Genomic DNA, 21507 nt, shown 5'->3' on the forward strand with positions numbered 1-21507 from the left:
AGGCTTGGTCGCGAGTGAAATGACTCACTCGTGATTGGCTTAAACAAGGATTAGAAAATGAAATTCCGCTTTAAACGCAGCATGAATGCGCTGGCGCCGGCCATCCTGCTTTCGCTGAACAGTAGCGTCGCCCTCGCAGCGTCCTCCAGTGCGCCACTTGAATACGCAAGCGCCAGCGAGCTGAGTGCAATGATGGCCAGCAACGAACTGACCTCGGTCGCGCTGGTTCAACACCTCATCACACGCATTGCGGATCTGGACAAGCAAGGCCCGACCCTCAATGCCATCATCGAAATAAACCCCCAGGCTCTCGACATCGCGACCGCGCTGGATGAAGAGCGTGCGCAAGGCAACCTCCGTGGCCCGCTGCACGGAATCCCGGTCCTGTTGAAGGACAACTTCGATACTGCCGACAGCATGCAAACCGGTGCCGGTTCGTTGGCCATGATCGGGCAGCCGGCGGCTCAGGATGCGTTCACGGTCAAACAATTGCGCGATGCCGGCGCCATCCTGCTGGGCAAGGCCAACATGAGCGAGTGGTCGGGAATGCGGGACTTGTCACTGCCCTTGGGGTGGAGCGGGCGCGGTGGTCAGGGGAAAAATCCTCATGTCCTCAGCGAAAGTACTTGTGGTTCCAGTTCAGGTTCGGCGGCAGCGGTTGCCGCAGGGCTCGCTCCACTGGCCATGGGAACTGAAACCAACGGCTCGATCAGTTGCCCGGCGTCGGCCAATGGTGTGGTTGGCGTCAAACCGTCGCTCGGATTGTTCAGCCGCGCCGGCATCGTGCCAATCACCCGCTTGCAAGACACGCCGGGCACAATGACCCGAACCGTGCGGGATGCCGCGCTGTTGTTCAACGTCATACAAGGCGTTGACGCCTCGGATAGCGCCACTGCTGACGCGCCCACTGGCGTCGACTACACCGCATTGCTTTCCAGTGAAGCCCTGCAAGGCAAACGGATCGGTTATCCGATTGCATACACTGGATCCCACGCTACGGTACTGAACCCGAGTCTGGAGATGCTTGCCGCGATGGCCACCCTGGAAGAGCAGGGCGCTACGCTGGTCCCGCTGACTGTGCGTCTGCCGGACATCGATGACTACGTTAACGGCCTGATGGGCGCGATGAAGCATGAGCTGCCCGAATATCTCGCCAGCCGCCAGGGCTTGCCGGTCGACTCCTTGCAGGCTCTGATCGACTTCAACCTGGCCAATCCCGGTGAGGAGCAACATGGCCAGCAGACGCTCGAGACCATCAACGCGTCGGCGCTTTCCCACCAGGAGGCGAGCGCACTGATTATCACCATCAGCCAGAACTTCAAGGACGCTATCGATGAGCAGGTGCGTGAGCACAATCTGGACGCACTGTTCGCCGAAGCGGACGGCTTTTCCCAGTTCTCCGCCGCCACCGCAGGCTACCCGGCAATCACCTTGCCCTCGGGCATGAACGATGACGACACGCCGACCTCCGTGACCTTCTACGGCCAGCAGTGGAGCGAGCCACAGTTGTTTGCCATGGCGTACAGCTACGAACAGGCTTCGATGGAATTGCGTCATCCGGGGTTCAAGGAGTAATCAGGCCAACGAGGGCTCCCTTGCGAAAGGCAATGGAGCCTTCGAAATCAAACCACAGCAATAATCACATCCCGGCAATTATGCGTGGTGAGTTACTCGGCCATTACCAGTTCACCGCGTATTTCAACAGAGTCAGATCCCCTCATGTTCCCCCCACGACCCGGCGCAAACCCCGGGAAGAACACCAACCCCTGCGCCTCAAACCGATAGGTCAACGCCAGCCGCACCGCATCCGCCACGTCCTGCTGCGCTTCGAATCGCTGAATGTCGTCTACTGAAACCTTGGCCTCTCGCGACAACTGTTCAACGCTCCAGCCCAACATTCCTCTGGCCTGGACGCAATGGGTCGGGGTGAACTGGAAAAGGGCGATACGTTCGAGGATGAGGTTCATCGCTGAAGAGGCCATGGTGTGCTCCGGGCTCGAGAGTGCTGATGGAAAATGTACTGTGTTTTTGTACAGTTGTTTTCGGCCGGGATCAAACGCATTTTTTGATTTGCCCTAGTTCGCCGCCTCCAACCAGACGGACGGTGCCTGACCGAGGATTCGACGGAACATCGTCGAGAACGCCGCCGGGCTGTCATAGCCGAAATCCAGGGCAATCCGCGTCACCGCCTCACCCGCCGCCAGCCGTGCCAGCGCCAGTACCACGCAGGCGCGCTGGCGCCATTGACTGAAACTCAGGCCGGTCTGTAGACGAAACAATCTGTTGAAGGTGCGCAAGCTTACGTGCAGTTGATCGGCCCATTGCTGGGGGGATTGATGGGCATTCGGTTGATGCAGAAAGGTCTGACACAGTTCGAGCAGTCGTCCGTCAGAAGGCAGCGGGATATGCAACGGAAGTGGCGCACTGCGCACCAATTCATGCAGCAACAAATCGATCAACACGCCGTCGCGCCCGGTCAAGTCATAGGTCAGCGGCAGTTCCACGGCTTCCATCAGCAAGTGCCGGATCAATGGCGACACACTGATCACCTGACAACGTTCGCCCAGATCCACCGCCCCCGGCTCGATATACAAACTGCGCGTGCTGACCCCCAGCATCAACACCTCATGCGCCACCCCCGGCGGAATCCACACCGCCCGCTGCGGCGGCACCACCCAGTTGCCATCATGCGTGCTGACCTGCATCACCCCAGTCGCGCCGTACAACAATTGCGCCCGCCGATGTGTATGACGAGGCAACAGATAGCCGTGGGAGTAATCCGTACCGATCGCCACCACCGGGCGCGGCGTGTCATCCAGCAGATTGATCGAAACATTGCGCATCGAGCGGCACCCAGCAGTTGGCGTAAACGCAAACATTATTGGCTGACTTGCTGAAGCAGGCCAAGCGCCGCCGCACTATCGTCGACCGCTCCCCAGCAACGGACGACGCGCCATGTTCTACCTCCTGCTGACACTTTTCGGCTGCCTGACCGGCGTCACTGCCGTGCTCTTCGGCTTCGGCGGCGGCTTCGTCGTCGTGCCGCTGCTGTACCGCATGCTCACCGCCAGCCACGGCGTCGACGACCCCGTCGGTCAATCGGCCATGCACATCGCCGTCGCCACCTCGACCTGCGTGATGATCGTCAACGCCCTGATTGCTGCCGACAAACACCGCCGCGCCGGCAACCTGATCCGGGATTACCTGTGGCCCTTGGGCGGGTTCATCGGGTTGGGCGCTATCGTCGGCGCAATGGCGGCGGTATGGGTCAGTGGCGAAGTCATTCGTTATGCCTTCATCGCCTACCTCGGTGTGACGATTGTCGACTGCCTGCTGCGACGCGGCTTTCTCACACAGTCCGAAGGCGCCATCCCACGTCGACTGGGAACGGTGGAAACGTCTGGCGGCGGTGTAGGCATTGGCGCCATCGCAACCTTTCTTGGTGTAGGAGGAAGCGTCATGACCGTGCCGTTGTTGCGGCGTTGCGGGTTGAGCATGTCGCAGGCGACGTCCATGGCCAATCCATTGAGCGTGCCTGTGGCATTGGCGGGGACGCTGACGTACATGATGTTGGCGGGGTTCAGCGAGACAGAACTCGGGCCATGGTTTATCGGGTATGTGGATCTGCTGGCATTTGCGGGGCTGACGCTGGGCTCGATGCTGGGGATTCGACTGGCCACGACGTGGATCGGGCGGATACCGGATCGGGTGCATGCTTGGGTGTATATCGCGCTACTCATCGTCGTGATGTTGGGCATGACACTGAAGTAGCACCTCGATTCCTGCGCGCATCCTCTTCATACTCCGCAGCCTTACTCACTCAGGGATCGATCCATGCTCAAGGGACTGTTGCGCCTGGCGCCATACACCGCCGTGCTGTTTTCACTGCTTTCCACCGCTCAGGCTGACGACGGCAAACGTGTGTTCACCGGCACGCTGGGCAAGACGCCGATTGTGTTGGAGCTCAATACCCAGCAGCCGGACGAAGTGACCGGTCGTTACTTCTACGAGAAATACCACCGCGATCTGCCCCTCAGTGGCGCGTTGCAGGACAGCACGCTGACGCTGGTCGAGGGCAACAATCGCTTCAGCGAGGACAAGCCACTGCCAACCCTAAATCTGAAATCCACCGCCAATGGTTGGCAGGGCGAATGGCAAAACCCGAAGGGCAAAAAGCTGCCGGTGCAACTGGTCGAGGCCAAACTTCCCACGCCGACTGCAACGACGTTGCCCTTTATTGCCACGTTGCCGAAGGACGATCCGTACGAGTATTTGCGCCTGCAGGGGCTCAAGCTCAAACCGGGGAAGAAAGAGAACTTCATGGGCTACGACCTGCAATGGTGGGTGGAGCCTGAGTCGAAGCTTTCGCTGTTCAGTGTCGAGTCCGGCTACACAAAAGAAGAGCAGCAGCGCATCAACAACCACCTGCTCGTTCGGCTCTGGACTGAAGTCATCGACTATCACCGCTGCATGATGGATGGCGGTGAATACGCGGAGTTCGAACAAGGCGCTGCCCCAGAGTTTCTCTCGCCCGACGTGGTCAGCCTGGACATCTCAACCGGCTACAGTTGCGGTGGCGCCCACCCGGACTTCGGCAGTTCGCCGATCAACTTGAATGTTCACACGGGCGAGTTGTTGAAACTCAAAGACGTCCTGTGGATTGGTAAACCCGATAACGCAGCCAGCGAATACGATCAACAAAAAGTCATGGCGCCGTGGCTGGTCAAACAGTTCACCACGTTGTACCCGGATGAAATGAAGAAACCGGCTGAAGATGACGGCAGTTGCGATTACACCGATGAGAGCGTCTGGGGTTATTCCAACTGGCACTTCACGCCGAAGGGTATTTACCTGGGCGCCTACTTCGCCCGTTACCAGCGCAATTGCGATAACCCCGAGTGGTCGGTGCTGCCGTACTCAGTCGTCAAGCAACACCCCGGCGCCGTCAAACTGCAACTGCCTCAGGGCTAACCATCACGCCAGACCCGGCGCTTCACGAATAATGAAGTGATCCAGGTTCTCGATATTGGCATTGAAGACCTCGAAAGGCTTTTCGGGGTTCTTCTTGCCCGGCACCTGCTTCAACTCCGGCGTTACACCGTAGAAGAAGCAGAACAACTCCTTATCACTGTCGATGGCGTGCTTGATCTCTTCCAGAAACGCCTTGCGCTTGCGGTAGTTGTCGATCAGCTTTTTGTTGAGATAGACACTGACCGGATAAGGCTTCTTCTTGTTGTCGTCCGGCTTCTTGAACCAGACCTTGTCCTCGAAATCGATCCGGAAACTGGCGCTGTGAAAGTCCTCGATCTTCTTGATCCGACCCCAATAAATCAGCCCCTTGTTGTCCATCAAGTACTCGATCTTCTTGAAGAACGAACTGTACGGCGCCGTATGTTCGCCAATCTTCAACGGCATGCGCTTGAGCAAATCCTTGTCCGCGAAGTTCGAAACAAAACACTCCACGGGATGGGCGAAGACACTGGTCTTGTCCGGCGCAGTCTCACGACTCGGCGATTCTTTTGAGGGGGTAGCCGCCACCCGCACCGGATCATCCCGCAACGCATCCGCCGCCCCCGCTGGCGCAGCAGGCTTGCGCACATACTCACGACGCGTCAGTAACAACTCCGACGGGAAATGCTCCTCCCGCCCGTCATCCGATTCCCCATCCGCCGCCTCAACTCCCGACGCCGACGTCTTCAAACTCACATACGGACAACCCGCCACATGCTGCGTACCGGGCAGATTCTTGAAGTGCGGCGTGCGCACGTAATTCACGTTCTTGGCGTTGAACGTACCCAACTCGTTGGAAGCATCGAACGCCGCACGACAGGCGTCGTTGGGGCACTGGAAGTGTTCCTTCGCGGAATCGAACGCCACCGTCTCATCGAAATTGAGATCGCGAACGTCATAGATCGACAACTTGTCGTCGAGGCTGAGGCAGTAGGCGAGGTCGAATTTCATGGTGGGGCTCGGGTCCTTGAGTGGGGGGAGGGGTATTAATAGCGGGTGGTGGGGTGGGTTGCACTGATTGTTTTCAGAATGATGCAGAACCCGTCTGCCGAGGACTGGCTGTTCCCGACACTTCGGGTCATAAAAAACCGCTGCTTGAGTTTTCAAGCAGCGGTTTTTTGATATCAGTAACTACGCAGCACTCGTGAAGCTTTACGCCACCAGGATTCCTGCCGATTGAACGGATCTTCCGCCAGCAAACACGGCATGTCCCGCAACCGAATCCACGGCTCATCCTGCCAGTGCAGCGTGCTCAACGACATCTTGGGCCAGCTCAAAACGCTCAACGTTGGACGCTCAACCGAGCGCATCGGACGGGCATCTCGCAGCGCAGGCACAACCTGATGCGTCACCCACTCACGAAGCTGCCGATACTCGGGGCAGTAGTGATAGATCAGCAACGCATACACACCTGACTCGCTCACCATCAGATGTTCTCCGGGCTCGCCGTAGGTCTCCACGCACATCATCTGCCGCTGATCGGCATCGAGTTTGCGCAGCTGTCGCTCATCCAGATATTTGCCCATCAGCCGCCCCAGTTCATGGACGCAGAACCAGGCCTGGTTCTCCACCAGAAGGGCATGCAGGTGGGTTTGGTTACGGACAAATCGAGTTGGAAGAAGTGGTTCAGACATGGCGTGCCTCCCGAGTCGGGAGCACGGGATTCAAACGGCGGGTACAGCGAGTCGCCTTCATCATGAAGGCTGAGTAGTCAGGCATTTCCATTTACCTCTGGCTGCTTTCTTAGGGCATTCGTTAAGGGTGTCGGGAGCTAAGAAACCCACCAGAGACGGGCCGGACATATTCCCCTTTCGGGTCTTGTATTCGCCCACTCCCGACATAACGGGACTTTTCGCAGGCGTAGAGAAACCGCAGACGAAAAAAAGCCGCATGACTGTCGGGTGCGGAGGACCGCTCTGGTTTGTAGAGTTTCTTAGGCTCGTCTGAAGGGTAGAATTAACCAGAGAACGCGTCAAGCTGAGCTTTTTTGGTGGGTCGCTGGACGTTTTTTTTGATAGCCTCGAGCTCATTCGAGAGGTTTAGCAAAGCAGATCCGGCACCTTTTAGCTCGCACTCCCACACGATTAATACGATCCAACCCATAGCTTCAAGGGACGCCCGATGCCTTGCATCCCGATCAACATTTTTCTTGAATTTCTCATTCCAAAATTCAGAACGAGTTGAAGGATATGTTGAATATCGGCAACCAGGATGTCGGTGCCAGAAGCAACCATGTACAAATATACAGGTCATCAATTTGGGCAGTACAATATCTGGCTTTCCAGGGAGGTCTTTTCTATGAAGGCGGAACCGATAGCCAAGAGCGTGCAAAAAACGTCGAACTTTGAGTTCAGGCTGCGTGTTTTTTCCATGAATACCAGACATCATTCTCGAACGTGTCACTTGATCCACGACATCCATCTTGATTACTCCTTTGCAGAATCATCATATGAATACTAAACAACCTTTGCAGGTCGTCGACCTTTTTGCTGGGCCGGGCGGATTAGGCGAGGGTTTTTCTTCCCTCAACGAAGGGCGTAGCTTTCAAGTAATAGTGTCCGCAGAAATGGATTCTAATGCTAGGTCGACATTACGACTTAGGGCTTTCTACAGGGCTTTGAGAGAGAGAAACCCCGAGGCTTTAAGCGACTACTATAATTACTGTGAATCTTCTGAGGTTAGCCAGCCTTGGTCGGAAAGAAGCCGAGCTCAATGGATTGAGGCCGATAATGAAGCTCGACAAATTCGTCTAGGGAGTCCGGAAGGTAATGCAGAGCTGGACTACATTCTTGAAAAAAAGCTAGATACTAGTCGCCCTTGGGTTCTGATCGGTGGGCCTCCTTGCCAAGCCTATTCAATAGTAGGTCGTGCTCGGAACAAGGGTAATTCCGAATATAAAGCAGAAGATGACCAACGGCATTTTTTATATCGTGAATACTTGAGGATAATCCAGAGTAAGCGTCCTGCAATATTTGTGATGGAAAACGTAAAGGGGATTTTGTCATCCCAAGTCGGTGGTAAAAAAATATTTCCCCAAATTCTCAGAGATTTGGCTGATCCTGATTTGGCGCTGGGAATTGTAGGTTCTAATAAACCAAAGTACAAAATTTGCTCGTTGGTCAGTGAAGATGTCTACGAAAGTGGCACTGATCCGCTTTCGCTAAATTTAAACAACTTTGTTATTAAGTCAGAGGATTATGGTATTCCTCAAAATAGACATCGGGTGATACTTGTCGGTGTTTCTGAGGAGTTTTCAGGGCAGCTAAATGGGTTCAAGCTTAAAGCTAAGAGCAGTCCTTCGGTAAGTCAGATGATTAAAGGGCTGCCAAAGTTAAGGAGCACTCTGTCTAGAGGAGGGGATACAGCTGATTTATGGTGCGGCGAGGTGATATCTCATCTAGATGATCTCTATCGCACACTTGTAATGAAAGGGGTTGATCCTCTACTAGAGAAAAAAATTAAAATAGTAAGAAATTCATTTGCTGGCGCCAGATATACTAATGGTGCATTGCGATTAAGCAAGGGAATAGAGAGTGGCCAAGAGTTTGAAGATCCATCGCTTGAGAAGTGGTTCAATGATAAAAAACTAAATGTTTGGCTGAATCATGAAGCCCGCGGTCACATGACTTCTGATCTTAAACGATACTTATACGCGTCTATTTTTGCAGATGCACACAAGGCTTCTCCGAAGGGGCATAAAGAGTTCAATCTGCCTGGTCTCGCTCCAGACCATAAAAATTGGGAAACGGGAAAATTTAGTGATCGCTTTAGAGTGCAGGTGAGAGATAAAACTTCGTCGACCATAACTAGCCATATTTCTAAGGATGGGCACTATTTTATTCATTATGATCCCCATCAATGTAGAAGCTTGACTGTGCGTGAAGCTGCTCGACTTCAAACTTTTCCAGATAATTATTTTTTTCTAGGAAATAGGACTCAGCAATTTCACCAAGTTGGGAATGCTGTTCCACCCCTTCTTGCCCAACAAATAGCTGAGGTGGTGGAACGAATGGTCAACGGGAGCCCCGAGCAGGAGTCAAAGCGAGTCCAAGATAATTTTTCTTAAAAAATAAGAACTTGTCGCATAATCGATAAATAGATCTTGGAGTGATGACTCTGCAATGAGGGAGCCATGTTCAATTGACTACTTGATCTTTTTTTTTGGTTATGTACAAATGATGGCTTAATCATGGCGCGTAATCATGGCGCCATTAGATTTGCAAATGAAACAAGGAGTGTTGATGCGTTTTTTGTATTTGGAACTGCGCTTTCTTAGAGATGTAAGGAAATGAGGGAGATTGAGCACCCCCCTCACGCCGCGTCATTGCTAGAGTCAATGAGGTCTATAGGGTATACATTAGAGTCTGCATTGGCGGACATTTTGGACAATAGTCTATCCGCGAATGCCAAGAATATAGATATCCAATTCCGACCACATGATGATCCGTATCTAGCAATTATTGATGACGGGGACGGTATGTCGCCTTCCGTTCTTCAGCAAGCTATGCGTCACGGCAGTACCAATCCGTTGGATAAACGTGCCGCCGATGACATGGGCCGTTATGGCCTAGGGTTAAAAACCTCTTCTCTATCACAGTGCAGAAAAATGACGGTTATTTCCAAGCAGGATTCTACCGTAACTGGTTTGTGTTGGGATTTAGACGTTGTAATAGATCGTCAGTCGTGGGTGATTTTGGAACTAGAGGATGAAGATCTTTCGAGTGTTCCGCATATGGAAATGTTGATTAAAAGAAAGAGCGGTACTTTAGTTTTATGGCAAAAGTTAGATAAGTTAATTGCCGGAGAAGTTTCTGCTGAAGCCGCTTTGGTAGGGAAGATGAGTCATGTGTACGACCATTTATCTTTGGTTTTTCATAGATTTCTATCAAAAGAAGATAAAAAAGCGCGGGTTAATATTTCTATAAATGGAAGGGATCTTCCGCCCGTCGATCCGTTCTTAGTAAATCATCAGGCAACTCAGCAATTGGAACAAGAGTCTTTTGCCATAGAGGGCGAAAAGGTTATTGTAAAGCCATTCATTATTCCTCATTACAGCAAGCTATCTGTAAAGGAAATTGAACAAGCGGGAGGGACGGATGGTATTCGCAATCACCAAGGCTTTTACATTTATAGGAATAGGCGTTTAATCATATGGGGTACTTGGTTTCGGCTTGCAGGTAAGGATGAGTTGAGTAAGCTGGCTCGCGTTAGAGTTGATATACCAAATGCGTTAGATCATTTGTGGACTCTTGATATTAAGAAGTCTGCGGCTCATCCGCCAGAGGCAGTCCGTAGAAATCTAAAAAGAACTATAGATAGAATTAGGGCTGTAAGTGGTCGAACAATAACATTTCGAGGTCGGATTTCGGAAAAGTCCGAATTTACCTCGACCTGGAACGAGGTGGTAGATAGGAGTGGTGTTCGATTTGACATAAATCGAGAACATCCTCTTATAAAAGAGTTTCAAACTGTGCTGCCGGGAAAGTATGCAGAACAATTGTTTGAGATGATTCTAAAAGTTATTGAAGGATCTTTTCCTGCTGACGCGCTGTATTCTCGGATGGCTTCTGATATGAAACCCGGGTTTAATGGCGAATATTTAGAAAGTCAGCTTAGAGAAATGGCTACAACGCTATTTGAAGGAATGGCTCTTGAATCTCCTGTTCGAGCCCATTTGCTAAGTACATTACATGTAATAGAACCCTTCAATCTTTACCCCGCGCTTACAAAAAAAATTGTAGAGGAGCTGAAAAATCTTGAACAGTAAACCCGAAGATTTCCTTTCTGTTAATGCGCAACGGCTTGAAGTGGCAGTATCTACATCTCTCACCGTGGATCGTGTACCCACAGAAAGCGAGATATTAGACTTGGCAAGCGCATTGCGAAAAATGGAAATTTATAGTGTTTCGGATCAAGAGTTTGAAATAGTAATTAAAAAGCTTCACGTGGCCTTAGCATTGGATATGGGGCTAGGTAGTTACGTAGTAAATGAGCACGACCCATGGCTACAAGCAAGGAAAGCACAGATAAACCCGTTCTATTGGAGTCGATATAGGACGGATCTAATTAAACAGGGGTGGGGGGCTAAGGTAGTTACATCACTTGATAAAGTAACTGATGAGATATTAGATTTGATGGGGAATCCGGCAGGGAAGACTGGCTGGCCTCGTCGCGGGCTTGTGATGGGAGATGTGCAATCAGGTAAGACTTCAAATTATACCGGTTTGATATGTAAAGCAGCAGATGCGGGATATAAGCTAGTAATTCTCCTGACAGGAACTTTGGAAAGTCTACGTAGACAGACACAGGAGCGGTTGGATTCAGGTTTTGTAGGGTTGGACAGCTCGGGTGTTGTGAATAGTGACAGCCGAAGTCGTAGGCGAAAAGAAATAGGCGTAGGCTTAATAAATGCTACGAGGAGTGCGGGCGTTTTTACCTCCACGGTAGGTGATTTTAAGGCAATTACTGTAAACCAACTTGGATTCAAGTTGCGAGACTATAATGAGCCCGTGTTGCTGGTGGTTAAGAAAAATAAAAGAATTATAGAAAATTTAACGGAGTGGTTGATAAATTTTAACGCAGAGGCTTCGGGAAAAATCGATCTGCCATTGCTTCTCGTTGATGATGAGGCAGATAACGCGTCAATCAATACCAGTCCAAAAAAAGCAACCGCCATCAATAGCGGAATTCGTACTCTTCTGAATATTTTTCCAAAGTCAAGTTACGTTGGGTTTACCGCTACGCCATTTGCGAACGTGTTTATTAATCCTGAAACTACTAATGAAATGGAGGGGGATGATCTCTTTCCGCGTGATTTTATTTATGCCCTAGACGCTCCTACTAACTATTTAGGTGCGTCGGCCATTTTTGGGGATGATCCACGGATTGATTGTCTCGAAGAAGTTTCTGATGCGGAGGCTTCATTTCCAAAAGGTCAGAAGTCAGATGGTTTCATCGATGAAGTTCCAGATTCACTTATGGAAGCTGTTAAATGCTTCTTAGTTGTCAATGCAATAATGGATCTTCGATCGGGAATGCCCAAGCATAGATCGATGTTAATCAATGTAAGTCATTTCACTCTCATACAAGATCAAGTAAAAGATATTGTCGACTTTGCTATTAGGGGAATGCAGGAAGATATTAGGAGCTATTCGTCGCTAAGAGTAGAAGAAGCCGTAAAAAATAAAACAATTGGTGAGTTGCGTGCTGTCTATGAGAAGTATTATGGTGATAGTGGTTGTACTTGGGAGCAGGTTCAGCGCGAGCTAGTTACTTCGGTGTTGCCAATTGAAGTCAGATCTGTAAACCAAAAGAGTGGCGGCGCTAGTTTGAATTATGCGCTATACAAAGAGAATGGTCTCAGAGTTATCGCTGTAGGGGGAAATAGTCTCGCCAGGGGGCTCACGCTAGAGGGGCTTTGTGTAAGCTATTTTTATAGATCGACACAGATGTACGATGCTCTGCTGCAAATGGGGCGTTGGTTTGGATATAGAACCGGCTACGAGGATTTGATGAAAATCTGGATGCCACGAGAAACAATTAACTGGTATTCATTGATTTCCGAGGCTACCGACGAATTGAGAGGCGAAGTTCGCCGCATGCAGCTTTCTCGTCTGAAGCCAATAGATTTTGGGCTGCGAGTACGTTCTCATCCAGAATCACTGATAATCACTGCCAGAAATAAAATGCGTGATTCCGAACAGATTGTTCACACGCTTTCTATCAGCAAGGAAAGTCTCGAGTCTGCACGGTTACTCAGCGATGCTAACGCTATATCTTCTAACCATAAGGCTGCGCAAGCACTAGTTAAAAAAGTTCTATCTTCTAATTTTAAAGTGGATCAAGCGCATAATTTTCCTGTTTGGGTTGGTGTGGATAAGAGTGTTGTTGTTGATTTCTTGAACAGCTTTATAAGCCATCCACTTAATCTAAGACTTCAATCTAAAGATCTCGCGGATTTCATAGAAAAAACTGATGATCCTAGACTGGAGAATTGGTACGTCGCTATCCCGAAAGGTAGCGTGAGTGCCTACGAGATAGTTCCGGGGCTTTTGGCATCTCGCAGAAGTCGAAAAATTGAAGTTGATCTAGAAAAGCAGTCGCTATTAGTCAATGAAAAGAAAATGAGGGTTGGATCTGCTGCGGACGAAAAAATTGGTCTGACGGTAGAGGAAATTAAAGAAGCTGAACGAATTTTTCGAACGATTCCTGATAATGCAGATAAGAAAAACGTGCCGGGTAAGGCTTATAACGAAGTTAGAAGAAACCCTTTGCTGCTTGTTCATTTGGTGAGTCCAGAATTTGGCGACCAAAAACACGTGCCCTTACTAGCAGACGGTTCGTTGGTAGCTATCGGTTTGAGTTTTCCCGAACTTGCTGTAGGTAGCCAAAAAATGACCTACCAGATTAATATGGTTGAGTTGAGGAAGCTTCTTACAAAAGAGGTGGAAAGCTTCGAAGGTGATGAAGGTGAAGATGAAAATGTCGACGAATAAGTGTTTGTCAATATGGCAATCTTTAAAGCCAGAACCCCCACAATCTATATTTAAGCGATTCGATGCCACACACCCTTTGGATTTTTACTTGGGTTTAGATGGCGAAGGGCGACATCTATTGTTATTCGTTTGTTCGGAAGAACCTCCTCACATGATGGATATGAGGACAATCACATTAAAGAAAAGTCTTCGAGATGACGGTAGATGGGCTTTGCTATGGATTCTAGAGGATTTTGTGCTTCTAGAAATGTTTTCTTTACTTAGTGAGGATTTGATTGAGCATTCCAGAAATATTGACGGAAGAATTAGTCCTTTGAACTTTGTGCTTCGGCGGCTAAGTAGTTGGCGCAGTTTACTAGATCGCGCCTCTGATAATATTTTGTCTATGACTAGTATTAGGGGGTTGTGTGGCGAGTTAGTTTTTTTGGATCAGCTCATTGACCAGCTTGGAGGCAATCAAGCAGTCATGTCATGGGTCGGCCCCTTTGGGGCCGATCAAGATTTTCAATTTGGTAGTGCTGGGTGGGAAGTAAAAACAATAAGGCCTGATGCTGAAAGGTTAATGATTTCCTCAGAGCGACAGTTGGATAGTGTCGATAAAAACATACAACTAATGGTCGTTGAGATTGCTGACGTTAGCAGTAGCTCGGATGGTATGTTTACTTTGAATATTCAAGTTTCAAAATTGCGAAAAAAATTATCAAGTTGTTATGAGGCTTTGCTCGAATTTGATAATCGGTTATTAATTGCTGGGTATGTAGCTAGAGAAGAGTATGGAAGTGTTTTTTTCAAGATCCGCGGCTTGGCTAGTTTTACTATAGCTGAAGGCTTTCCTCATGTTAGCAGAGAAATGGTACCTGCCGGGGTTGTGAATATCTGCTACGAAATTGAACTGAAAGAATTAGAAAGTTTTTTGATAGAACGAGTCGCTTATTAATCGGAGGTGTGTCGTGACGCTGCAAGAGTTTCATCGGGAGTTTCTTGAGTCCGTCCGATCTCGCGCAGAGTCTGCTCGAGATTTTCTGAGCGCTAGTTTTATTGATGAATGTGGCTATAGACTGACTGAATCAGAGCAGTTTTCTAGTTTTGAAAGTTGCAGATTTGAAGGGGTGAGTAATAAGAAAAAGCTGCGCGTTGATGGCTATTATTTGGATGACGCAGATAATTCGGTATCATTGTTGATTGGGAGCTTTTCAAATGAGGATGAAATTTTAACGTTTAATACCGATGAGGTAAAAAAAGCATTTCTTACGGTTAAGAACTATGTTCAAGAATCTCTAGATGGTTTTGTTACTGACGGTGCGTTTGACGAAAGTCAACCAGGATACGGCTTGGCATGCGATTTGATGGACTGGCAATCTAAAATCACAAAGTTTAGATTTTATTATGTATCCGATGGGCAGTTGAAGTCGCGTTTGAAAGATTGGCCAGAGGATACTATAAGTGGCATCCCTACGGAATTTCACATCTGGGATGTTGCGAGGTTTCACGTTGCTTATGTTTCTGCCACAGGTCGAGATGAGCTTGTGGTGAGTTTTGAGGGCTCCGGACAGAGTGGGTTGAGCTGTCTTGCTGCAGCCGAATCTGATGGTGATTATAAAGCTTATCTCTGCATGATTAGCGGTGATATGTTGGCGGATATCTACGAGGATTATGGTAGCCGGTTATTAGAAGGGAACGTTCGTACATTTTTAAGTGCAAAAGGTAAAGTTAACTCAAAAATTCAGCATACCATCAAGACTCAGCCAGAAATGTTTTTTGCATTCAATAATGGTATTGCTGCTACCGCAGAGAACGTAGTTTTGAAAGCGGAGAGTGGTGGTACTAAAATAATTAGTGCAACAAATTTACAAATAGTAAATGGTGGGCAGACTACTGCATCGCTTGCTTTGGCTAAGCGAGGTAGTTCAGGAAAGAAAGATGGCGTAGATTTGTCTAGAGTCATGGTCCAAATGAAACTGTCTGTGTTGCCTCCAGAAAAGGCTGGGGAATTAACTCCTGAAATAGCTCGCTATGCCAACAGCCAAAATAAGGTCAGCGATGCGGACTTTTTTTCTAACCACCCTTATCATGTAAGGCTGGAGGAGTTTTCTCGACGAATTTTTGCACCCTCCACTGGTGGCGCGCAGCATGGTACTCACTGGTTCTATGAGAGAGCTCGTGGTCAATATTTAAATGAGCAAGCTAAACTGGCCGGCGCAGATAAATCGAAATTCATCTTACAAAATCCACGTAAACAGTTATTTTCTAAAACGGATGTAGCGAAGCTAGAGAATACTTGGCGGGAGCTGCCTCATAAAGTCAGTATGGGAGCTCAGAAAAATTTTATGGTTTTTGCAGACGTCATTGCTAAAGCATGGATGTCTGATGGGAAAGCGTTTAATGAAGATTATTATAAAAATATAGTGGCATTGGCAATTATTTTTAAACAGACTGAGAGTCTTGTGTCTCAGCAAGAATGGTATCAAGGCGGCTATCGAGCAAATATCGTAACGTACTCACTGGCTAAACTTCATAATATGGTTGCTGAACAAGCCTTGGGTAAACAGCTGAATCTTCGCAGTACGTGGGATAAGCAATCCGTAGTTGGGCCGTTGTTGCAGCAGATCGAACAAATTGCTAAAAGAGTGTTTGATGTTCTCACTGATCCCGATCGACCTAAAGAGAACGTAACTGAATGGGCAAAAATGCAGGCTTGTTGGGAACAAGTGAAAGATTTGTCGATTGATTTTGTTCCGGGGTTTGTTGATTCTCTACAAGATTTGCGGAATAGTGCTGAGGAAGCTATTACTTCCAAAGAGTTGCAAAAGACAGACAATGGAATTGCGATTCAAATTTCCGTGATTGAAACACCTTCTTATGAATGGTCTCGAATGCTCACGTGGGGCCTAAGAGGGGCAAGGCTCACTCCAAAGCAAGAATCCCTCCTGAAAGTTGCTATACAAATCCCTAATAAACTACCTACGGAAAAACAATGCATTGAGATCTGGAGGATTAGAGCCTCACTTATCGATCAGGGATATATTTCTTTGTGAGGGTACAAGGTGGTTAGCGATTAAGTTTAAGTTATCTTGATTTTTCATTTGGTTCATGTTTGGTTTTTTGCACTTTTCAGTGTTAAGTTCAGAGGTGCAAAAAAAAGCCCCGAATTATTCGGGGCTTTTTTGGTGATATCCTTTTGTCGGCTTAAGTATTAGCAGATATCAATCCCAGCTCAACGCACCACCAGTCTGATACTCAATTACCCGAGTCTCAAAGAAATTCTTCTCTTTCTTCAAGTCCATGATCTCGCTCATCCAAGGGAACGGGTTGGTAGTCCCTGGGTACTCTTCCTTCAAACCGATCTGCGACAGACGACGGTTAGCGATGAACTTCAGGTAGTCCTCCATCATCGCCGCGTTCATACCCAACACACCGCGAGGCATGGTGTCACGCGCGTATTCGATTTCCAGCTGAGTGCCTTGCAGGATCATCTGCGAAGCTTCTTCCTTCATTTCGGCATCCCACAGGTGTGGGTTTTCGATTTTGATCTGGTTGATCACGTCGATGCCGAAGTTCAGGTGCATGGATTCGTCGCGCAGGATGTACTGGAACTGCTCGGCGACGCCGGTCATTTTGTTGCGGCGGCCCATGGAGAGGATCTGGGTGAAGCCGCAGTAGAAGAAGATGCCTTCCAGAACGCAGTAGTAGGCGATCAGGTTGCGCAGCAACTCTTTGTCGGTTTCGACGGTGCCGGTGTTGAATTCCGGATCGGAGATGGCGCGGGTGTATTTCAGGCCCCAGGCGGCTTTTTTCGCGACCGACGGGATCTCGTGGTACATGTTGAAGATCTCGCCTTCATCCATGCCCAGCGATTCGATGCAGTACTGGTAGGCGTGGGTGTGGATCGCCTCTTCGAACGCCTGGCGCAGGATGTACTGGCGGCATTCCGGGTTGGTGATCAGGCGGTACACGGCCAGGGCCAGGTTGTTGGCAACCAGGGAGTCGGCGGTGGAGAAGAAGCCGAGGTTGCGCATCACGATGCGGCGCTCGTCGTCGGTCAGGCCTTCCGGGTTTTTCCAGAGGGCGATGTCGGCGGTCATGTTGACTTCTTGCGGCATCCAGTGGTTTGCGCAGCCGTCCAGGTATTTCTGCCAGGCCCAGTCGTACTTGAATGGCACGAGCTGGTTGAGGTCGGCGCGGCAGTTGATCATGCGCTTTTCGTCAACGGCGACACGGGCGGCGGAGCCTTCGAGTTCGGCGAGGCCTTCGGCGACGTCGAGGGAATCCAGTGCAGCCTTGGCGCGGGCCACGGCGGCCGAGTCTTCGGCGGTCACGGCGCGGGCTTCGAGGGCGGCGGCACCGCCGGCGCTGTCGAGGCGGTCCATGTTGGCTTCGCTAGCGTGGCCGGCGTTGGCGCCTTTCACTGCTGCTACTTCACTGTCTTCTTTGTCGAATTCGTCCCAGCTCAGCATGACGTGTCGTCTCCTGCGTGAGGGCCTGTGCCCGTGTGAAAACTGATTGGTTGGTTTTTCACACGGCCGTACAGGCCGCGTTGGATGTCGTTTTTTGCAGCGGTGCTACGCAGGCAATAAACAGAAAATTTTTACGGGTTTCCGAGAGCCTCTGACGGGCGCAGGTCAGCGTTGTCGCTGCTGCGGGGCTTCAGAATGGCTTTGATCCCTGTAAGGGAATATTGCTGACCCGATTAGGGCGGCATTATAGGGAAAAAAACACGGGCGTGGGGGAGGGCGAAACAGCGCAGGGCGGTCGAGCGCGCGGGTGATTTCGATCGGAGCGAGGGTTTACAGGGCTTTCGCCGGGATTGGCCCCGGAGAAAATTTTTTCATTAATTTTTTGGCGTGTGATTGATTGCTCAAAAAACGAGCAAAAAACCGCGTTTTTCACTATATCTTGTGTTTTGCAACCCTTTTGCGCCGCTTCAAACACAACTGAGCCCGACCGAAGCCGGGCTGGAATCGACCCTCGATGTAGCGCTGAGTGATCCGATTCGGTGCAGTCTCAACGCATCAATTGGTGCAGCCGTTGCCCATGATGCTGTAACGCAGGATGTGACGCTGACCCTTGGAGTCGTCGTATTCCATTTTCGCCGGAACAACTTCGCAGACATTCGGAACTTCGCTCATGGAAACAACTTTGGCGATGTCCAGGTGAGTGGAGTAAGTGTATTCCTCGATAGCCGGTTGTTGCTGGGCGACATCAGTCGGAACCTCGTCTGCCATGGCGGTTGCGCACAGACTGCTGAGGGCCAGAACCAATAAAGCTTTCATTTGAAATTTACCTTCTTGAGGTCGAGTGGGGTCACGCAACCTTTTTGGGGTTGCGTGTGGAACTTCATCGTTTTGCTTTGTTACTTCAGAACTGGATTAACGGCCTTCGTGGGGGCTGTAACCTTGTTAATCGCTTTGCCTTGTCGGCGAGGTGAATTTTAGGGAGGCGGGGCAGGGGTAAACAGACCCGGTTTTGATAAACACCTTTGGCAGATTTGGTAACAATCCTTGGAGAGGGTGTTACCAGCGCTGCGGCTTTCTCGGGAAACCGGGTCCTCTGAATCGCTGGCAGGCCAGCCCCCACAAGGGTTGCATGCGTTGCTTCAAAGGTGGTTCGGGCATTTCTGGATGTTTTGTAGGGGCTTGTTACTACCATCGTCGAATGGTTCTATACGGGCGCCCCGGCTACAACAGGGTCATACAAAAACAACTATTACACCGAGGTAGGAAAGATGAGTGCGGCTTCCCTGTATCCCGTTCGTCCCGAGGTTCTGGCCAATACGCTGACCGACGAGGCGACCTACAAAGCCATGTACCAACAGTCGGTCGTCAACCCTGACGGCTTTTGGCGCGAACAAGCCAAGCGCCTCGACTGGATCAAGCCTTTCACCACGGTGAAACAGACTTCGTTCGACGATCACCACGTCGACATCAAGTGGTTTGCCGACGGCACCCTGAACGTTTCCTACAACTGCCTCGACCGTCATCTGGCCGAGCGCGGCGACCAGGTCGCCATCATTTGGGAAGGCGACGATCCTTCCGAAAGCCGCAACATCACCTACCGCGAACTGCACGAACAAGTGTGCAAACTCGCCAACGCCCTGCGTGGCCAGGACGTGCACCGCGGCGACGTGGTGACCATTTATATGCCGATGATCCCCGAAGCCGTGGTCGCCATGCTGGCCTGTACCCGGATCGGCGCGATTCACTCGGTGGTGTTCGGCGGTTTCTCGCCGGAAGCCCTGGCCGGCCGCATCATCGACTGCCGCTCGAAAGTGGTGATCACCGCGGATGAAGGCATCCGTGCCGGCAAGAAGATTTCCCTCAAGGCCAACGTCGACGACGCCCTGACCAACCCGGAAACCAGCAGCATCCAGAAAGTCATCGTGTGCAAGCGCACCGGCGGCGACATCAAGTGGAACCAGCATCGCGACATCTGGTACGAAGACCTGATGAAAGTGGCAGGCACTGTTTGCGCGCCGAAAGAGATGGGGGCCGAAGAAGCGCTGTTCATCCTTTATACCTCCGGCTCCACCGGCAAGCCGAAGGGCGTGCAGCACACCACCGGCGGTTACCTGTTGTACGCGGCGATGACTCACGAGCGCGTGTTCGACTACCGTCCGGGCGAAATTTACTGGTGCACCGCTGACGTGGGCTGGGTCACCGGTCACTCCTACATCGTCTACGGCCCGCTGGCTAACGGTGCGACCACGCTGCTGTTCGAAGGCGTGCCGAACTACCCGGACATCACCCGGGTGGCGAAGATCGTCGACAAGCACAAGGTCAACATCCTCTACACCGCGCCGACCGCGATCCGCGCGATGATGGCCTCCGGCACCGCTGCTGTTGAAGGTGCGGACGGCAGCAGCCTGCGCCTGCTGGGTTCGGTGGGCGAGCCGATCAACCCGGAAGCCTGGGACTGGTACTACAAGAATGTCGGCAAGTCCCGTTGCCCGATCGTCGATACCTGGTGGCAGACCGAAACTGGCGGCAACATGATGAGCCCGTTGCCGGGCGCCCATGCGCTGAAGCCGGGTTCGGCCGCACGTCCGTTCTTCGGTGTGGTGCCGGCGCTGGTGGACAACCTTGGCAACATCATCGAGGGCGAGGCCGAGGGCAATCTGGTGATTCTCGATTCGTGGCCGGGTCAGGCGCGCACCCTGTACGGCGACCACGACCGTTTCGTCGACACCTACTTCAAGACCTTCCGTGGCATGTACTTCACCGGTGACGGCGCCCGTCGCGATGCCGACGGTTACTACTGGATCACCGGTCGCGTGGACGACGTGCTCAACGTCTCCGGCCACCGCATGGGTACCGCCGAGATCGAAAGTGCGATGGTTGCTCACCCGAAAGTCGCCGAAGCGGCGGTGGTCGGTGTGCCGCACGACATCAAGGGGCAGGGCATTTATGTCTATGTCACCCTGAAAAATGGCGAAGAGCCGAGCGAGCAACTGCGCCTGGAACTGAAAAACTGGGTGCGCAAGGAGATCGGGCCGATCGCTTCGCCGGACGTGATCCAGTGGGCGCCGGGGCTGCCGAAGACTCGTTCGGGCAAGATCATGCGCCGCATCCTGCGCAAGATCGCTACCGCCGAATACGAAGGGTTGGGCGACATCTCCACCCTGGCGGATCCGGGTGTGGTGCAGCATCTGATCGATACGCACAAGACCATGAACGTCGCGTAAGCGACGGGTCTGAAGGCTGAAAAGCCCCGCCCGGCATTGCGCCGGGCGGGGCTTTTTGTTTTCCAATAATTATCGGTTTCGTCCGTCAGGCAATTCCCACTGTTACCCGTCCGCCTTCAAGTAACTGAATGTGTAACCGCCCGCTCCGCAACGGGGCGTCCGGAAACGCATTGCCCCGTTTTTGGGCCTCAAAACCCCCGGTGAAAAATAAGACACAACCCCGCGCTTGCCGGATTAGAAGGGTTTGCGAATAATAGGCCCGCAATTTGCAGCATAGATCGGTTCACTGTCTTTCGCTCTTGCATGAAATTGCAGGGCTGTCAA

The 21507-nt window shown here is 51.0% G+C and carries 16 protein-coding genes; 9 read left to right on the forward strand and 7 right to left on the reverse strand.

Features of this window, described 5'->3' with window-relative positions; all coding sequences use genetic code 11:
- Positions 1–57 precede the first annotated feature (57 nt).
- Positions 58–1575, forward strand: coding sequence for an amidase family protein (locus tag QRN46_RS02035; RefSeq protein WP_221615360.1), 1518 nt, complete (start codon positions 58–60; stop codon positions 1573–1575).
- A 92-nt stretch (positions 1576–1667) separates the two neighbouring features.
- Here QRN46_RS02035 and QRN46_RS02040 read toward each other — a convergent pair whose 3' ends face one another.
- Both QRN46_RS02040 and QRN46_RS02045 read right to left on the reverse strand, forming a co-directional pair.
- Positions 1668–1982 carry a helix-turn-helix domain-containing protein gene (locus tag QRN46_RS02040; protein WP_221615361.1) on the reverse strand — a complete coding sequence of 105 codons (315 nt, stop codon included), beginning with the start codon at positions 1980–1982 and terminating at the stop codon, positions 1668–1670.
- A 93-nt stretch (positions 1983–2075) separates the two neighbouring features.
- Positions 2076–2843: an AraC family transcriptional regulator gene (locus QRN46_RS02045; protein WP_221615362.1), complete on the reverse strand. Its 768-nt coding sequence runs from the start codon at positions 2841–2843 to the stop codon at positions 2076–2078.
- Between the two features lie 112 nt (positions 2844–2955).
- Here QRN46_RS02045 and QRN46_RS02050 point away from each other — a divergent pair, with 112 nt between their 5' ends.
- Both QRN46_RS02050 and QRN46_RS02055 read left to right on the forward strand, forming a co-directional pair.
- The gene (locus QRN46_RS02050; protein ID WP_285354223.1) at positions 2956–3771 is read left to right on the forward strand and encodes a sulfite exporter TauE/SafE family protein; all 816 of its coding nucleotides are present in this window, start codon (positions 2956–2958) and stop codon (positions 3769–3771) included.
- 63 nt (positions 3772–3834) lie between these two features.
- Positions 3835–4971 carry a hypothetical protein gene (locus tag QRN46_RS02055; RefSeq protein ID WP_285354224.1) on the forward strand — a complete coding sequence of 379 codons (1137 nt, stop codon included), beginning with the start codon at positions 3835–3837 and terminating at the stop codon, positions 4969–4971.
- 3 nt (positions 4972–4974) lie between these two features.
- Here QRN46_RS02055 and QRN46_RS02060 read toward each other — a convergent pair whose 3' ends face one another.
- The 3 genes from QRN46_RS02060 to QRN46_RS02070 form a co-directional block, all read right to left on the reverse strand.
- Positions 4975–5961, reverse strand: a complete 987-nt coding sequence (locus tag QRN46_RS02060) for a hypothetical protein (RefSeq protein WP_285354225.1) — start codon at positions 5959–5961, stop codon at positions 4975–4977.
- A 173-nt stretch (positions 5962–6134) separates the two neighbouring features.
- Positions 6135–6644, reverse strand: coding sequence for a BRO-N domain-containing protein (locus QRN46_RS02065; protein ID WP_221397947.1), 510 nt, complete (start codon positions 6642–6644; stop codon positions 6135–6137).
- Between the two features lie 322 nt (positions 6645–6966).
- A complete protein-coding gene (locus QRN46_RS02070) occupies positions 6967–7431 on the reverse strand; it encodes a very short patch repair endonuclease (RefSeq protein ID WP_074688215.1) in 465 nt (154 codons plus the stop codon).
- Positions 7432–7459: 28 nt separating this feature from the next.
- Here QRN46_RS02070 and QRN46_RS02075 point away from each other — a divergent pair, with 28 nt between their 5' ends.
- The 5 genes from QRN46_RS02075 to QRN46_RS02095 all read left to right on the forward strand — a co-directional run bounded on the left by QRN46_RS02075 (position 7460) and on the right by QRN46_RS02095 (position 16540).
- The gene (locus tag QRN46_RS02075; protein WP_074688213.1) at positions 7460–9076 is read left to right on the forward strand and encodes a DNA cytosine methyltransferase; all 1617 of its coding nucleotides are present in this window, start codon (positions 7460–7462) and stop codon (positions 9074–9076) included.
- A 270-nt stretch (positions 9077–9346) separates the two neighbouring features.
- On the forward strand, positions 9347–10777 hold the full coding sequence (locus tag QRN46_RS02080) for an ATP-binding protein (RefSeq protein WP_256574382.1): 1431 nt from the start codon (positions 9347–9349) through the stop codon (positions 10775–10777).
- A complete protein-coding gene (locus QRN46_RS02085; protein WP_285354226.1) occupies positions 10767–13505 on the forward strand; it encodes a Z1 domain-containing protein in 2739 nt (912 codons plus the stop codon). The genes QRN46_RS02080 and QRN46_RS02085 overlap by 11 nt, the downstream gene beginning before the upstream one ends.
- Positions 13492–14442, forward strand: coding sequence for a PD-(D/E)XK motif protein (locus QRN46_RS02090; protein WP_285354227.1), 951 nt, complete (start codon positions 13492–13494; stop codon positions 14440–14442). The genes QRN46_RS02085 and QRN46_RS02090 overlap by 14 nt, the downstream gene beginning before the upstream one ends.
- Before the next feature lie 13 nt (positions 14443–14455).
- Positions 14456–16540, forward strand: a complete 2085-nt coding sequence (locus QRN46_RS02095) for an AIPR family protein (protein WP_139217032.1) — start codon at positions 14456–14458, stop codon at positions 16538–16540.
- 168 nt (positions 16541–16708) lie between these two features.
- Here QRN46_RS02095 and QRN46_RS02100 read toward each other — a convergent pair whose 3' ends face one another.
- Both QRN46_RS02100 and QRN46_RS02105 read right to left on the reverse strand, forming a co-directional pair.
- Positions 16709–17959, reverse strand: a complete 1251-nt coding sequence (locus tag QRN46_RS02100; RefSeq protein ID WP_007951068.1) for a ribonucleotide-diphosphate reductase subunit beta — start codon at positions 17957–17959, stop codon at positions 16709–16711.
- Positions 17960–18514: 555 nt separating this feature from the next.
- Positions 18515–18775 carry a DUF2790 domain-containing protein gene (locus QRN46_RS02105; RefSeq protein ID WP_011335542.1) on the reverse strand — a complete coding sequence of 87 codons (261 nt, stop codon included), beginning with the start codon at positions 18773–18775 and terminating at the stop codon, positions 18515–18517.
- A gap of 452 nt (positions 18776–19227) precedes the next feature.
- Between QRN46_RS02105 and acs the strand changes: the two genes are divergently transcribed.
- Positions 19228–21183, forward strand: a complete 1956-nt coding sequence (gene acs, locus QRN46_RS02110; RefSeq protein WP_007951065.1) for an acetate--CoA ligase — start codon at positions 19228–19230, stop codon at positions 21181–21183.
- Positions 21184–21507: the final 324 nt, after the last annotated feature.

Origin of the sequence: Pseudomonas sp. lyk4-R2A-10, from assembly GCF_030209075.1 — a bacterium.
GTDB lineage: Bacteria > Pseudomonadota > Gammaproteobacteria > Pseudomonadales > Pseudomonadaceae > Aquipseudomonas > Aquipseudomonas glycinae.